This window comes from Streptomyces flavusporus (assembly GCF_046267975.1).
GTDB classification, from domain to species: Bacteria; Actinomycetota; Actinomycetes; order Streptomycetales; family Streptomycetaceae; genus Streptomyces; species Streptomyces flavusporus.
The window spans coordinates 110,293-123,797 of the sequence record NZ_CP176503.1; the positions used below are offsets into that span (position 1 = coordinate 110,293).

The 13,505-nt window shown below is 68.8% G+C and carries 16 protein-coding genes and 3 pseudogenes; 7 read left to right on the plus strand and 12 right to left on the minus strand.

The annotated features are described in order from the left end of the window. The first annotated feature begins 178 nt into the window (after positions 1–178). A complete protein-coding gene (locus ACKTSN_RS00615; protein ID WP_409467260.1) occupies positions 179–1,810 on the plus strand; it encodes an exonuclease domain-containing protein in 1,632 nt (543 codons plus the stop codon). A 292-nt stretch (positions 1,811–2,102) separates the two neighbouring features. Here ACKTSN_RS00615 and ACKTSN_RS00620 read toward each other — a convergent pair whose 3' ends face one another. From ACKTSN_RS00620 to ACKTSN_RS00630, 3 genes are all read right to left on the minus strand, one after another. Next, positions 2,103–2,309, minus strand: a complete 207-nt coding sequence (locus ACKTSN_RS00620; protein WP_409467261.1) for a transposase family protein — start codon at positions 2,307–2,309, stop codon at positions 2,103–2,105. 177 nt (positions 2,310–2,486) lie between these two features. Next, positions 2,487–2,756 carry a hypothetical protein gene (locus tag ACKTSN_RS00625; protein ID WP_409467262.1) on the minus strand — a complete coding sequence of 90 codons (270 nt, stop codon included), beginning with the start codon at positions 2,754–2,756 and terminating at the stop codon, positions 2,487–2,489. A gap of 117 nt (positions 2,757–2,873) precedes the next feature. Further along, entirely contained in the window at positions 2,874–3,287 is a 414-nt protein-coding gene (locus ACKTSN_RS00630) for a hypothetical protein (RefSeq protein ID WP_409467263.1), read from the minus strand. 387 nt (positions 3,288–3,674) lie between these two features. On the opposite strand from ACKTSN_RS00630, the gene ACKTSN_RS00635 reads away from it, so the two are divergent. Beyond that, positions 3,675–4,196 (plus strand): hypothetical protein, encoded by a 522-nt coding sequence (locus tag ACKTSN_RS00635; RefSeq protein ID WP_409467264.1) that lies wholly within the window; start codon positions 3,675–3,677, stop codon positions 4,194–4,196. After that, a complete protein-coding gene (locus ACKTSN_RS00640; protein WP_409467265.1) occupies positions 4,166–4,975 on the plus strand; it encodes a zinc ribbon domain-containing protein in 810 nt (269 codons plus the stop codon). Before ACKTSN_RS00635 ends, ACKTSN_RS00640 begins: the two co-directional genes overlap by 31 nt. Here the strand turns inward: ACKTSN_RS00640 and ACKTSN_RS00645 are convergent. The 3 genes from ACKTSN_RS00645 to ACKTSN_RS00655 all read right to left on the minus strand — a co-directional run bounded on the left by ACKTSN_RS00645 (position 4,884) and on the right by ACKTSN_RS00655 (position 6,604). Further along, complete coding sequence (locus ACKTSN_RS00645; protein WP_409475113.1) at positions 4,884–5,381, minus strand: hypothetical protein; 498 nt, start codon at positions 5,379–5,381, stop codon at positions 4,884–4,886. The genes ACKTSN_RS00640 and ACKTSN_RS00645 overlap by 92 nt on opposite strands. Positions 5,382–5,567: 186 nt before the next feature. Beyond that, positions 5,568–6,002, minus strand: a complete 435-nt coding sequence (locus ACKTSN_RS00650; protein WP_409467266.1) for a hypothetical protein — start codon at positions 6,000–6,002, stop codon at positions 5,568–5,570. Beyond that, a complete protein-coding gene (locus ACKTSN_RS00655; RefSeq protein WP_409467267.1) occupies positions 5,999–6,604 on the minus strand; it encodes a DUF6232 family protein in 606 nt (201 codons plus the stop codon). The genes ACKTSN_RS00650 and ACKTSN_RS00655 overlap by 4 nt, the downstream gene beginning before the upstream one ends. Before the next feature lie 144 nt (positions 6,605–6,748). On the opposite strand from ACKTSN_RS00655, the gene ACKTSN_RS00660 reads away from it, so the two are divergent. The 3 genes from ACKTSN_RS00660 to ACKTSN_RS00670 all read left to right on the plus strand — a co-directional run bounded on the left by ACKTSN_RS00660 (position 6,749) and on the right by ACKTSN_RS00670 (position 8,704). Then, positions 6,749–7,462 carry a TetR/AcrR family transcriptional regulator gene (locus ACKTSN_RS00660; RefSeq protein WP_409467268.1) on the plus strand — a complete coding sequence of 238 codons (714 nt, stop codon included), beginning with the start codon at positions 6,749–6,751 and terminating at the stop codon, positions 7,460–7,462. Between the two features lie 10 nt (positions 7,463–7,472). Beyond that, positions 7,473–8,141, plus strand: coding sequence for a hypothetical protein (locus ACKTSN_RS00665; protein WP_409467269.1), 669 nt, complete (start codon positions 7,473–7,475; stop codon positions 8,139–8,141). A 212-nt stretch (positions 8,142–8,353) separates the two neighbouring features. Further along, a complete protein-coding gene (locus ACKTSN_RS00670) occupies positions 8,354–8,704 on the plus strand; it encodes a hypothetical protein (RefSeq protein ID WP_409467270.1) in 351 nt (116 codons plus the stop codon). A 175-nt stretch (positions 8,705–8,879) separates the two neighbouring features. Here the strand turns inward: ACKTSN_RS00670 and ACKTSN_RS00675 are convergent, their stop codons facing one another. From ACKTSN_RS00675 to ACKTSN_RS00700, 6 genes and pseudogenes are all read right to left on the minus strand, one after another. Beyond that, complete coding sequence (locus ACKTSN_RS00675) at positions 8,880–9,101, minus strand: hypothetical protein (protein WP_409467271.1); 222 nt, start codon at positions 9,099–9,101, stop codon at positions 8,880–8,882. 214 nt (positions 9,102–9,315) lie between these two features. Continuing rightward, positions 9,316–9,453, minus strand: a pseudogene (locus ACKTSN_RS00680) (IS5/IS1182 family transposase); the annotation flags it as partial. A gap of 113 nt (positions 9,454–9,566) precedes the next feature. Then, entirely contained in the window at positions 9,567–10,451 is an 885-nt protein-coding gene (locus ACKTSN_RS00685; protein WP_409467272.1) for an IS3 family transposase, read from the minus strand. 29 nt (positions 10,452–10,480) lie between these two features. Beyond that, complete coding sequence (locus tag ACKTSN_RS00690; protein WP_409467273.1) at positions 10,481–10,786, minus strand: transposase; 306 nt, start codon at positions 10,784–10,786, stop codon at positions 10,481–10,483. 115 nt (positions 10,787–10,901) lie between these two features. Then, on the minus strand, positions 10,902–11,528 hold the full coding sequence (locus tag ACKTSN_RS00695; protein WP_409467274.1) for a glyoxalase: 627 nt from the start codon (positions 11,526–11,528) through the stop codon (positions 10,902–10,904). 10 nt (positions 11,529–11,538) lie between these two features. Beyond that, positions 11,539–12,827 (minus strand): annotated as a pseudogene (locus ACKTSN_RS00700) (RNA-guided endonuclease InsQ/TnpB family protein). 104 nt (positions 12,828–12,931) lie between these two features. Between ACKTSN_RS00700 and tnpA the strand changes: the two are divergent. Continuing rightward, positions 12,932–13,357 (plus strand): annotated as a pseudogene (gene tnpA, locus ACKTSN_RS00705) (IS200/IS605 family transposase). Positions 13,358–13,505 lie beyond the last annotated feature (148 nt).

Consider the following 13,505-nt stretch of genomic DNA (forward strand, 5'->3'; position numbering starts at 1 on the left):
GGAGCCGTCGTCGGGGCTGGGAGGCGGCTCCGGCCGGGTGATTTTCCCTCGCGTACGCGTGCGCAGTTCTAGGTGCATTGCCCAAACTTGCCTATTTTTAAAATCTCTTGACAGGTTTTCAGATTTTCTGTCACCTTCTGTTCCGCGATGGCGGAGTGACCAGGAGAAGGGACTAGCGATGGGGCGACGCAAGGGATTCGGCCCGGTCCAGCTGGCCAATCACGCGGGCCTGGCCCGGCGGCAGGTCGAACGGGGACAGCTCAAGGGGCTCATCCCGGCTCCGGCCCTGAACTCGGGCCGGTGGTCGAACGAGCAGGCCGACGACGTCAAGGCACGCCGCGACCAGATCATCGAGGTGCTCGGCACGCACCACGGCTACGGCGCGAGCCGCGGGGCGCAGCTGCTGGCGCAGGCGCCGCATCTCGCCGGCAAGAAGCTCGAGGTCTGGGCGTGCGACATCGAGCAGCTCGCCGAGCGGGGCCTGCTGGAGTGTGTCGGCAAGTTCGAGGGCTATGCGCTGTACGACGAGCGGCAGCTGACCTCCCCCACCTCGGAGATGTGCGCGGCGCTGGAGCAGATCGTGACCGAGCGGGTCGCGTGGCTTCAGGCCTCGGCCCGTACGGACGAGGCGGCTGGCCGGTGCGGCTGGGAGGTCGCCGAGTTCGAGAAGGCCGCCGAGGAGCAAGGCATCGCGCCCGGCCGCTTCGGACGGTGGGCGCTTGAGGACGTCGAGCGGCTCGCCGGCAACGAGGACCTGGGGGCGGACATCCTGTGCGCGGATGCTCGGCCCGGAGCCGGCGGCGCAGCACCTGGATATCCGGCGCCGGGACCTGGAGTACTGCATCGAGGCCGGATGGCTGGCACCGATCAGCCACGTACGGCGCACGGTGTGGTCGGGCGACCGCGGCCACCGGAAGGTCGTCGAGATGCCGATGTACCGGGTTGGCGACCTGGACGCGCTGAAGGACATCCCCTGGGCGGATTGGAAGGCGGTCCGGGCGACCAAGCCCGGCCGGCCCTCTCCGCTGCGGGCCTTCGCCCAGCCGGCACCGCAGCGGCCGTCATCGTCCGCGCCTTCGTCGACGAGCTGCGCGAGACCTTCGACCTGCCGGTCTGGGCGCGCTTCGCGAGCCTCGACAACCGTTGGCTGATCGACTGGGAGCCGGGCCTGGACGGCGCCCCGTCGCGGGACGACGTCGCCGCGCTGCTCGCCGGCAACCCGGTCGTCTCCCGCTTCGCGGACGGCATCCAGCTGCTGAGCAAACAGGGCAGGACCATCCACTGGGCGCGGCGGATGTTGCAACCAGGCGTGGCCTGCGTGCTGGACACCGAGACACACGCCTTGTGGGGCCGGGTCATGAAGATCGCCGCGGTCGATGCGGCCACCGGCGAGGTCCTGCTGGAGAGCCTGGTCAACCCGCAGATCCCGGTGACCGAGGACAGTTTCGACCTTCACAAGATCACTGACGCGATGGTCGCGGACGCGCCGACCTGGGACCAGGTGCTGCCAGAAGTGCTGCGCGTCACCGCCGGGCGAAAGATCCTCACCTACAACGCGGAATACGACAAGACGGCCATCATGAGTGACTGCCTTCGGGTGGAGGCGGATCCGCAGCACCTGCGGGAGAGGGATCGGTGGGGGTGCATCATGCGCAAGCGCTCCGACTGGGAGAGCATGCGGGACTTCCTGCCGCTGGGCGGCAGGCACCATGCCCTTGGCGACACGTGCGCCGCGCTGGAGGTCCTCATGTCCTTGGCGTCCGCCCCGGAGTGGGTGCTGGAGCGTACGAAGGAAAAGGTCAGCGCCTGAGTCCGGCGCCGTACGGCGCGGGACATGCAGCGGGCCCGGCCTGTTCCACACAGGCCCGGCCCGCTGTATGTCTGCCGCTCAGGGCAGTTCGACGGTCTCGATCCCAGGATGGACCTTGTGCAGCGGGGATGATTCACCACTCAACTGCACCATCCCTGGGGGACCATGAGCCAGAACATCACGCCGCCGCCCATGCCCGGCTACGGGCCGCCGCCGAAGCCCCCGAAGCGGGCCAACACGGCCATCATCGCCACCGCTGCAGCAGTAGTCGCCGCAGCCCTGGCATCCGCCATCACAGGGTGGTGGCGCGCGGAAGACGCGTCAGCCCGATCCGTGTCCGCACTTCGGCAGTGGTGTCGGCGGCGAACCGGGCGATGCCGGCCAGGGTGGTGGCACCGCCGAGGACCGCGAGCAGGCACAGGGCGAGCAGGGAGCCCAGCCGGTAGCGGCGGCCCCGAACCCGCCTGGGATCGGGAAGCCGGTCCAAGACCTCGCGCAAGGAAGTGAGTTCATCGGTGGGCAGGTCAGTTCGATCCTCGCAGTGGCGCTGCAGGACACCGATCAGGGAGGATGGCATGCGAACGCGATCCCTGTTCGTGATCAAAGGCTTCGACAACCTTGATCATCAGGGGGCGCGTTTCGCTGCTCCGGTCGGGCCGTTCGGTCGCTGCTCGATCTATCGGGGTGAACCGCTCATCACGTCATCTGAGAACGCGTCCGCCCTGTCAGCATGTGCCGCGGTGAACCGTTCGGCGGCCTCCCAGAGCTCGCCTTCGCGCCGTGGGTCGTAGGACTCCTCCGACGAGCGGTCCGCACGGCTGCGATCGACGTAGGAGCCGGTCGGAGCCTGGGTTGTGCCCAGGACGACGTCAGCGAGGTAGCGGCCCGCGGCGTTGCGGCTGGTGGCGAACGGCGTGAGGGTCAGCACCGGCAGGATGCGCCGCATCGCGAACCGGGATAGAGGTCCTGCATTGCGGGCGAGGCCGGTGCCGGGGACAAACCCTGGGTTGTAGGCGACGGCGTCGATCCCGGCCGGCAGCCGGCGCGCGTACTCGTGTACCAGTTAGATCGCGGCCAGCTTGCTCGTCGAGTACGCGGTACGCCCGCCGGGAGCGGTGTCCGGCTTGGGAAAGGCGCCCGTGCGGGCGAGGACGTCCGGGGACTTCCAGGCCGGGCCCGGCACCATGCCCATGTTGTGCTTGAAGTCGCCGAAGTGGGTGTCGCTGACGGTGATCACGATCCGGGCGGGAGCGGCGAAGCGGTCCTGGAGCAGGCGCACGAACAGGTGGTTGGCGAGCACGTTGACGGCGAAGGTGGACTCGAACCCGTCGGGTCCCTCGGTGAGCGCATTCGTGTACTGCATGCCCGCGTTGCCCACGAAGCCGCGCAGCGGCGGGAGTTCACCGCGCTCCAGCCGGTCGCGGATCTCGGTGGCGGCCGAGCGGACGCTCTCCAGCGATCCAAGGTCCGCCTCCATGTACGAGACCGCGTGTCCGCCCGCGCCGAGCTCCGCGGCCAGCCGTGCGCCGGAGGACCCGCGGGCGACGCTGCCCGAGGGCGGTGTGGTGGCGGGCGGGGTGCCGCGGGCCCGCACCCGGCAGATCGCCGCCTTCCACGCCCGCCACCGGCGGCTGCCGACGGATGTGACGGAGTGCGAGTCGGCTCCGGGCGCGGGCGGGCAGGTGGTGCTCGCGGCGGCCGACCAGCAGCTCGCCACCCTGGAACGCTGCCCGGACGACCCGTTCCGCTACGCGGTGCTGACCCTGCGCCTGCCCGTGCGGCCCGACCCCGCCTCGCGTGCCGACTGGCACCCGATCCGTATCCGCTTCCGGCTGCCTCCGCACGTGCCCGCCACCGCCGCACTGTGCGCGCCCACCCTGCGCATCCGCCAGGGCCGGCTCCTGATCGACGTGCCTACGCGCTCGCCGTTCCGGAACCCCAGCGGGCCGGGCACCGCATCGCGGTCGCCTTCGACTGGGGACTGAACACCCTGCTCACCGGCGGCACCCTGCACCTGACCGACGAGGTGCAGCCCCGGGTGGTGACCGACGGGCGCCCGGTGTCCTTCCGCGCGGCAGGGGTGCTGGCCAAGGCCGACCGGCTGCGCCTCCACGGCGAGCACATCACCGCCCGCATCGACCGACTCCGCACCCTGATCACCTCCCGGCAGGAACGCGGGATGCCCCCGAACCTCTGGCTGACGGCGAAGCTCACCGTCCTGCAAACCGAGCGGGACCGCGTCGCAAAGCGGCGCACCCGGCTGAACGCGACGCTGGCCCGGGCAGCGGCCCGCTTCATGGTCGATCACGGATCGCGGCCGGGGCCTCGGTCATCTACCTGGAAGACCTCCGCGACATGGAGGCGCGGGGCAGGGGCCGCACGCTGAACACGCGGCTGTCGCAGACGGTGCGCGGGGCGATCACCGCCCACGTCCGCCACCGGGCCGCCATCCACGGGATCGCGGTGGTCATCGTCCCGCCGCGGGGCACGTCGAAGCACTGCCCCCGGTGCCTGACCGCCTTCCGCCACCACAAGGCCCCCAACGACAGGGCCACCGGCTGGGCCTGGGCGACCTGCCCGAACCCGGCGTGCGGCTACAGCACCGGCCGGGACCACGCCGCCTGGCAGCGGATCGGCGCCCGCGGCCTGACCCACCAGCACCAGACCCGCCTCGACCGCACCAGCGCAGTCCTCGTGATCCGCGCGGTGGTCGAGGCCCTGGACCGCGCCGGCGCGGTCCAGCAGCAGACCCGGGACCGCACCAAGAGCGGCCCCACAGCACAACGTCCTGTGCCCGGGAAGCGGCGCAGGGTCCCCGCCCCACCCGACCACCGTGCCCCAACAGCACGGCCGGGTGGAAAGCGTCCGGCGGGGCGGACCCCCACGCACCCGAAACGCCCCACCCAGCGGCGTTCACGGCAGCAGGGACCGAACGCGATCGGCACCCCCCAACAGCCACACCGGCCGGACGGGGCCAGACTCGGGGCAGGCTTCCACCGCCACGCCCACACCACCCCCGCCCGAAGACGGCCGTGGCCGAGTCACCCTCCCGCACGGTCCCGAACACCCGGGATCACCCAGGAAACCCAAGCCGATCAGAGACGCTCTGTCCCCAAGGTCCGGGCTCGTACCCGGTCCACAGGCTGGTGCCGGGCAGCCCGATGACGCCGAATCGCTCCTTATCCTCCTTGCTCAGCTTCTGTGCATGGGCGACGTTGAGACAGGTCACCTGATTCGCGCTGTTGCTGTCGGCCAGGATGGCCAGTCCCCTCAGCAACTCCGACTCGCTGTCGTCCTGACCGGGGTCGGACGAACACCCGGTGACGGCGGTCAGGAAGACGGCAGCGAGACCGACGGCGGCGAGGACGCCTCCGCGTGTTGCTATGTGCATGGCGAGAGAGCCTATCGATGGGCGTCGGTCATCGGGACGGCGACAAGCCAGCGCCGACCCCTGGCCGCGGACACCGCCGCCCTGGTGGCCGCCGTCCTGGAATGCGCCCGCGAGCACGGCGGCGGGCCCGTCCTCAAGGACGCGCCACAGCAGCCCCGCAGCGGCGTACTCACCCGACACTCCTGATCCCCTCCATCGGCCGCGAGGCACTCGTGCAGCGGTACGCACCAGTTCCCTCGTCTCTCGAACTGGCCCGGCTCAAGGCCGCCCTGGGGCCCATCCCGAAGGAAGGGCAGGCCGTGGGAGACGGCGAAGCCTCCGGGTCCTTCGGCGGTCCCTGAGGCTTCGGCTCGTTGTCGGGTGTTGCTACAGGCTGCTGATGGCCTGCTCGGCCATCTGGATGCCGATCGTCGCGGCCATCGTGGCGCCGGCCTCCAGCAGCCGGTCCTTGACCTGTCCTACCAGCTGACGGAGGCGGCCCGGCTCCGGCTCCGGGGACGTCGCTTCGTCGTGGAGTTCCTGGGCGACGCGCTCCAGTTCCACCCGCTGCGGCTCGTCCATGCCCAAGGTGGGGCTGATCTGGCCCACGTACCCGGCCAGCTGCACGAACGCAGCCGGGTCGATGCCGCCGGTGTTGTTCTGGGTGAAGTTCTGCTGTTCACCGATGACGACGCCCTGGGCGTTCGGCATGAAGTTGTTGTACGTCGTGCCGGTGCGCGCCGTCTGGTTCTTGATCATGCCGGTGTTTTGGTGCCCCCCGTGCATGTTGACGTTGTCGCCGTAGTAGTGGTTGGTGCTCATGCGCCTGCCATCCCCACGTTGCCGCTGCCGCCATACATGTTGACGTTGTCACCGAAGTAGTAGTTCTTCGGGCTGATCGTGATGCTCTCCACCTTCACCTGGAACTCGGTATCGGGGTTCTCGATCGCGTGGGCGATCTGTCCGACGAGTTGGTTCAGGTGGTGCGGGTTCCGGCTGGTCACCACCGCTTGGGACGGGCCGGAGGTCTCGACGGCCAGGACGTAGTGGGACTGCGCGCTCAGGACCTGCATCATCTCCACGAAGGAGTAGATCGCCGCAGCCACCGCGCCCAGCCAGACGAAGATGATGAGGCCGCCGCCCACGTTCTCGTCTGCGATGAGTGTCAGGCCGCTGATGATGGTGAGGGCGATCGTCACGGCCGCGATGATCGCGGCGTTCTTGAGGAAGCGCACCACGGCTTCTTTGCGCCGGGGATGGATGGTGAGGGTGTAGACCCGGGCGATGTTCTCCAGCGGGTAGCAGGCCCCGCTGACCCAGAGCAGCCGCTTGCTGACCCGGAGATCGATCCCGGGTAACAGCTGCGGCGGCGTGGGAGGCGGAGGTGGGACGTCGAAGTGTCCCGGTGGTTCGGCTGTTGTCATCAAGTACCCCAGAGGTTGAGTGAGTTATCGGTGATTCCCGTCACTTCGTGAAGACCATTAACTACGTAACATGCCTTCAGAGCAAGTCGATAGACGTCGGAAGTGTGGTGCTGATGTGGAGAATTGACGAGTGGGTGCAGCGCGATGAAGCGGCGTGACCGGCTCCGGGCCGAGTTGGAGCAGGACGCCCGCACCGAGGCACGCCGGCTCACCGCCGCCCATGGCATCGACGGGCTGAGCCTGTCCGCCGTCGCCCGGGGCATCGGGGTGACCCCGCCCGCCCTCTACCGGTACTTCGACGGCAAGAAGGGCCTGGCCCTCGCCGTCTACGAGGATCTGCTCATGGAGTTCGTCTCCGTCGTGGCCGAAGCGGCTGAACGGGAGGACCCCAAGGACCTCGGCGCACAGCTCTACGCGGCCACCCGGGCCCTCTTCGACTGGTCCATCGCCCACCCCGCCGAGATCGACCTGCTGATGGGGTCCGGCTACGCCCGGCTGGCCGCCTCCGTCGAGGCCATGGACACGCTGCTGCTGCGCGAACTGGGCAGCCTGTACGCGACGTTGTTCTCCCGGTTGCGGGAGGAGGGAGCCCTGACCCATCCGCCCGACGACAGCTTCGACCCTGTCCTCACCCGCCAACTCGCCGCCTACCGCCGCCTGATGGGCCAGGGCCCCGACCTCCCGCTGGGCGTCGTCTTCCTGATGATCTCCTGTTGGCGCCAGATCTACGGCCTGACCTGCATGGCCGTTTACAGCCACCTGGCCACCGCGTTCGACGACCCCCTCCCCCTCTTCAACCGCATGCTCGACGAGCTCCTGGCCCTTCTCGGGGTCAGTCGGAGATCCGGTCAGGGGTGAGGTGCTCGTCTTGCCCTGCAGGAAGGCGATCGAGGCCGGCCGCACCGCCGTGGACGCCGCCGCCCTCACCGACGACGGCAATATGGCCGCCGTCGTCATCAACTCCGGCCGCCAGGCCGTATGGGCTGCCTGTGCCTTCCACGACGGCACCGGGTTGCCGGAGAAGATGCCCTGCCCGAGGACCCGCAGACCGTACCCGCCACCGGAGCACCGATCCCGCCCTGGATTGGCGCTGGGTGGTCACGGGTCGGACAGGGCGCTTGCGTGCCTCCTGATGTTGCTCAACCGTTTGAATGTCCGCCGTGACGTCGCCGGAGTTCACGGCTCGTTGAGGGGAGTGGGCTTGGGGAAGAACCGGGTACGCCTGAGTGGGGGTACTGCCTGGCAGACGGACTTCCGCCGCCGCACCACTGGCCGTGCGCTGCGCTCGCCCATGGAGATCGCCACGGTCCGCCGCATGCTGAACCACACCCTGACCGAGCTGAAGCGGGCCATCGACAACTATGCCGTCGCGGAGGCGGTCGACTTATACGCCCTGGCCTGGCAACAGGCAGCAGGGGCACCGCCCAGCGAGACCAGGGAGCACCGGGCGCTCCTGCAGTCCTACAAGGAGATCCTCGGTTCCCGGCGTTGGCGGAAGAAGGAGCGGCTCCAGCGTCGGCTGCACCGCCGGCGATGACACCGCGTCCCGAGCGAGCCTCCGTACCCCCGCCCCGTCCGGCTGCCGCCAGCTGGACGGAGAAGCAGAAGCCGGTCTGGTCCTCGGAATCGGAACAAGAGGTCCGGCCGGTCACGTCACCCCGGCGCACACGGCGACCGGCTGCGCGGCCCGCTCCCCCAGCCCAGACGGCCCAGCCGTCTTCTCGCGCTGCGCAGCCCGCTCTGCTGGAGGTGGCGCGGCTGTACGAGATCGCGGCCGATCTACGGCCGCTGCTGGAGGAGACTGCACGCGCCGGCGCCACCACCAGCTGGCCGCTGATCCGCAAGCACCTGCCGGGCCTGCCCCGGCTTCACCGCGACGACGAATGCGTGATCCTGTGGCTGGTGGACGAGGGCCGCCAGGAAGGAGAACCGCTCCTGGCGGCCCTCGTCACGGTCGGCAACCAGCAGATGCGCCCACGCTTCCCCGCCGTCGCCGAACAGCTCGGATTGTCATGCGGTGCCGACGTCGCCCAGCAGCAGACGACATGGAGCTACGAGGTCCTGAAGGTCCACCAGCACTGGCGTCACCAGCGGCGATAGCGCCGGCCCGCTCAGCCGGTGGTGGCCGGCCACAATCCAGCCCAGCACGGTAGACGACCCAGAAACCCTGACAGGCTAAGGACCGCACCTTCAGTCGTCTCCGCGCGCCGGGATTGGCGGGTTCGCCGCACTGCTCTGCGTCTGGCTCTCCAACACCACAACCGGCACACCAAACTCACCGCAGACAAACTCGCCGCACGCTTCTCAGCGCTCCGCTGACTACGGGGGAGTTGAGGATGCCGATGATGGAGGCGCCCCAGCGCTGGAGTCGTCCGGGGTCGGGAGAGCCGTTGGCGGCCCCGGTTTCGAGGCGCGTCGCGAGCTCGGTGAACTCGATGGCGTCATCCTCCGGCAGCTCCAGTACCAGTGCGGCCTGGCGCAGGGCACGGGCGAGCATGACGACAGCCGTAGGGTTTATCCCGTCCTTGTTCGTTGTGGCCGGCTGTCATGGCCGGGCGCGGTCCGCCCGCCACCGACGAGCTCGGGCAGCGCCGCGCTGTGCCGCCCGGATACGGCACGTGGTCGGCAGTGGCATGGGTGGGATCGGTACCGCCACGATCCGTCGCAGCTGATCTCCGCTCCCCCTGGTATCTGCGGCCTGAGGGTCCTTCGGCTATGCCGACGAAGGCAAGGAAGTACTCGGCCTTGCGCTCGGAGCGACGGTGTAGCCGGCGGCATCCGGCCAGCCAGGACGCCGTGCGCTCGACCACTCAGCGATGCCGGCCGAGCCTCCTTGAAGATCCGGTCCCGAACGCGACGCAGCCTCGAGGTCGCTCAGGCGCTGCGCCGCGGTAAGTGCGCGGCCCCACGTGGGGTGACACATGAGAGATGAAGTTCCCCCCTGGACCTGGACAGCGGATGGTTACGCTGCGGGGGTGAGGTCGTGGGCCGTCAGGGTTCTAGTCTCGAGCGGCGTGACGTAGCCGTACACGGGGTGCTTGCGCAGCCGGGTGCGGTTGTACTCGACCTCTATGAAGCGGAAGACGTCAGCGCGGGCCGCTTCGTGGGACTCCCAGACGGTGGTTCCGATCTCCGCTTTCAGCAGTCCGAAAAAGCTTTCGGCCGCGGCGTTATCGTAACACGAGCCCGTTCTTCCCATACTCTGCCTCAGGTTCAACTCCCGTATCAGCATGCGGTATTCGCGCGACGTGTACTCCGAGCCCCGGTCCGAGTGCGCGATGCAGCCCGGCTTGAGGGCGCCACGGCCGGCGGCCATCTTCAGGGCGTCGACGACCAGCTCGGCGCGGTGGTGGTCGGCCATCGCGTACCCGACCACCTCGCGAGTAGCCAGGTCGATGACCGTCGCCAGATACCACCAGCCGGCCAACGTCGGCAGATAGGTGATGTCGGAGACCAGCTTCGTGCCCGGCTCGACAGCGGTGAAGTCGCGTCCGACCAGGTCCGGGGAGGGTGCCGCCTTACGGTCTGCCTTGGTGAGGCTGCGCCGCTTGCGGCGGGTGATCCCGCGGATGTCGTGCTCGCGCATCAGCCGCTCGACCCTCTTCCGGTTGATCCGGCGTCCCCGGCGGCGCAGGGCCGCGGTGATCCTCGGGGAGCCGTAGGCGCGGCGGGACTCCTCGTGGATCTGCCGGATCTCGGCCACCAGTTCGTCCTCCTCGCGCGCTGTGGCGGCAGCGGCCGGACGGGCGGCGAGGTAGGCGTAGTAGCCGGAGCGTGAGATCTTCAGAGCCCGGCACAGCAACGAGACGCTGTAGCCGTCCGGACGGTCGGGGCCGGCCTTCTCCACGTCGACGAACGCGTAGCGCGCGGCTACGTCTACTTCGTCTTGTGGTTCGCGAAGAAGGCGGTCGCTTTTCCCAGCACCTCGATGGTCTGTTCCATCTCGCGGACCTTGCGGCGCAGTCGCACCAGTTCCTCGCGCTCCGCCGTGGTCAACGCTCCCGCCGGCCCCTGCCCACGGTCGGTCTTGTCCTGGTTGACCCAGTTCCGCAGTCCCTCGGCGCTGACGCCGATGTCCCGGGCGACCTCGGTGACCGTCTTGCCCGACGAGTACACCAGGGCCACCGCGTCGCGCTTGAACTCGGCCGTGTACCGCTTGCTCGTATTGCTCTTCTTGCTCACTACCTGGAACTGCTTCCTCCGGGACCGTCCGTCCCAGTATCAGGCTGTCCGGGCAGCGGGGGGAACTTCAGAGAACTCCTTTGGTCGATGTCGGCGTGTACCTGCGTCACCCGGTTCACAGCGTCGCGGTCTGCGATGCGGTCGTCCACGCGAATCCGTCCGGGTCGGTGAATGGCCCGGCATCGCTGCCGATCGTGAGCCGGTGCGATCCGGTGCCGTCGGGAGAGACGCCGACGACCTTGGCCAGGGCACGGCGCTTGTACAGCGCCAGCTTGACGGGACCCGACCCGGTGGCGAACTCGACGTATCTGCTGCCAAAGCTCTTTGCCACGGCGAGGCCGTGCTCGACGTAGAACTGCTTGCTGGCCTTCACGTCCTCGATGCCGAGCAGGAGCACGATCTCGTCGATCTGGCGGGTGGCCGGGCCGGTGTCCTTCTTCGACGACGATGCGATCTGCCAGATCGTCCCGTCCGGAGCCTGTACGACGCCCCCATAGCCCCAAAGCGACTTGGCGGCGGGCTTCAGCGTCGCAGCGCCGGCGTCCACGGCTGCGTCGATGAGGGCGTTGACGTTGGCCGGCTGGGACACCACGAGCGACAGTGTGAACCCGCGGAAGCCGGTTGTCGGTGCCTCCGAGGCCCGCAGGAGTATCTGACTGCCCAGGCCGAAAGCGGTGGTGTAGAAGCGGTTGGCGGCGGTGGAGTCGGCCACCTCAAGGGTGACGGATTCGATGGAAGTCATGACGTTGACGCTAGCTGCGGCTCCGAGACCCGTGCTTCTCGATTCCTGACCAGAACGAAGACCCATTGAAGTTCTCTCCCGGCTGAAGCCGGGAGATTCCCGCCTCCCTTGCGGGGGCGGGCTTGACGCCTCGTGGGCGCCTGACGACTGCCCTTCCGGCAGCCGGGATGAGCGTGTGGCCCATCCGGTACAGGTGCAGGATGTTCCGGGCGGCGTTGTGGTCGGCGTTGCCGGACCAGCCGCAGCCTTCGTTCCTACATACAAAGACGGCCTGAAACTCCCGGCTGCCCGGTGTGCTGAAGCCGCACATCGAGCAGCGCTGGGAGGTACCGGGGGGGAACCTTGTGCAGGGTGCCGCCGTGGCGGGCGGTCTTGTACGTCAGCATCGTCGCCGTCCTGCCCCACGCCTCCTGGCTGATGGAGCGGTTCAGGCCGGACTTCTGCGCGACGTTCCTCCCGGGTTCTCGACGGTGCCCCTGGCACTCTTGACCATGTTCGGGATGTCCAGGTCTTCCACCACGATCAGGCTGTAGGTGTGGGCGATGTCGGTGGTGGTCCGGTGCTGCCAGTCGATCGCCCTGCGCTTGGCTCTCGCACGAAGGCTTGCGATCTGGTCGTAGGTCCGCTTCAGCCGGTTGGAGGTCTTCTGCCCCGGCTTGCGGGAGCTCTTGCGGTGTGCGGTCCGCCGCTCCAGTCGGAGCAGCTTGGCCTTCTCGTCGGTGTTCAGCCACTTGTCCCGGTCGGCTGTGCCGTCCGGGAGCCGTGCGGGTCGCCCGTGGTGCCGTCGATGCCGACCTCGGGGCCGAAGTGCGGCTCGGGCGCGGGTTCGAGGGTCTGGATGCGGAAGGCGATGTGCCAGCCGAGCACGTCCTTGATCAGCCGGGCGCCAGTGATCCGGTTCTCGGTGTTCGCGTTCTTCCCGATGGGGAGGTCTTTGGTCCAGCGGAAGCGGACGCGGCCGACCTTGGGGATGTGGACCATGCCCCAGCGGCGGTGCACGTGCTTGATCTGCAGGTCGCGGCCCTGCGGGACGTCCACGCTCATCACCGACCGGAAGCGGGCCTTGAAGTTCGGTGCTTCGGCCCGTTGCTCCCAGCAGTTCTTCCATGCCTGAAAGTACGTCTTGAGGACTGCCTGTGCGGCCTGGGCGGGAAGGACGGCGAGCCAGTCGATGTCCTTGCGGGCCTGGCGGATCGCGACGTCCGCCGCGGCCAGCGTGCGCTTGCCCTTCGGCAGCATCGTCCACCAGTCGTGCAGGAGATTCCACGTCGCACGGGCGGCGTGCGCCTGGGCGTCCAGGAGCCGGACCGCAGCAGGGGTCAGCGCCAACCGGGCGCGGTGCCCGAACTGCCGCTCCTGCTGCACACGTTCCGTACTCGCGCGATCACAACAGCGTTTGGTTTATGTCGCCACGCTGGGATTCACATCCCGATGTGGGGCCGTCACGTCGTCAACAACCTTCATGCCCACTTGGTGTTCGTCACCAGGTACCGGCGCGCGGGGTCTTCACCGACGCCATGCTCGATCGGTGTGAGCAGATCATGAGGGACGCGTGCGAGGACTTCGAGGCGGAGCTGAAGCAGTTCAACGGCCAGGATGACCACGTGCACCTGCTGGTGCACTACCCGCCGAAGGTCCAGCTCTCCAAGCTGGTCAACTCTCTCAAGGGCGTCTCCGCCCGGCTGCTGCGCAAGGAGTACGAGGCGCATGTGCGCCGGTACCTGTGGGGCGGACACTTCTGGTCCGGCTCGTACTTCGCCGGGAGCTGCGGCGGGGCGCCGCTGACCGTCGTACGCCAGTACATCGAGAACCAGCCGCGCCCTGTGTGAGCCTTGCTTCGCAGTGATGCCCCGGCGCTCCGCGCCGGGAAGCCGAGGATGCGCTTCACCTCCGCCCTGAAGGGCGGAGCACTGCGCAAGATCAAAGGTAGAGCCCTGAGGTCGCCGACCACCGTGATGCGCGTGCTCCGCGAGCACG

Bases quoted from the DNA above. Each gene is read 5' to 3' on its own strand.
- ACKTSN_RS00675 (WP_409467271.1), bottom strand. From the start codon at position 9,101: ATGCTCGCCCGTGCCCTGCGCCAGGCCGCACTGGTACTGGAGCTGCCG.
- ACKTSN_RS00655 (WP_409467267.1), bottom strand. From the start codon at position 6,604: ATGACAACAGCCGAACCACCGGGACACTTCGACGTCCCACCTCCGCCT.
- ACKTSN_RS00660 (WP_409467268.1), top strand. From the start codon at position 6,749: ATGAAGCGGCGTGACCGGCTCCGGGCCGAGTTGGAGCAGGACGCCCGC.
- ACKTSN_RS00640 (WP_409467265.1), top strand. From the start codon at position 4,166: ATGGAGGCGCGGGGCAGGGGCCGCACGCTGAACACGCGGCTGTCGCAG.
- ACKTSN_RS00625 (WP_409467262.1), bottom strand. From the start codon at position 2,756: ATGCGGCGCATCCTGCCGGTGCTGACCCTCACGCCGTTCGCCACCAGC.
- ACKTSN_RS00695 (WP_409467274.1), bottom strand. From the start codon at position 11,528: ATGACTTCCATCGAATCCGTCACCCTTGAGGTGGCCGACTCCACCGCC.
- ACKTSN_RS00650 (WP_409467266.1), bottom strand. From the start codon at position 6,002: ATGAGCACCAACCACTACTACGGCGACAACGTCAACATGCACGGGGGG.
- ACKTSN_RS00630 (WP_409467263.1), bottom strand. From the start codon at position 3,287: ATGGAGGCGGACCTTGGATCGCTGGAGAGCGTCCGCTCGGCCGCCACC.
- ACKTSN_RS00615 (WP_409467260.1), top strand. From the start codon at position 179: ATGGGGCGACGCAAGGGATTCGGCCCGGTCCAGCTGGCCAATCACGCG.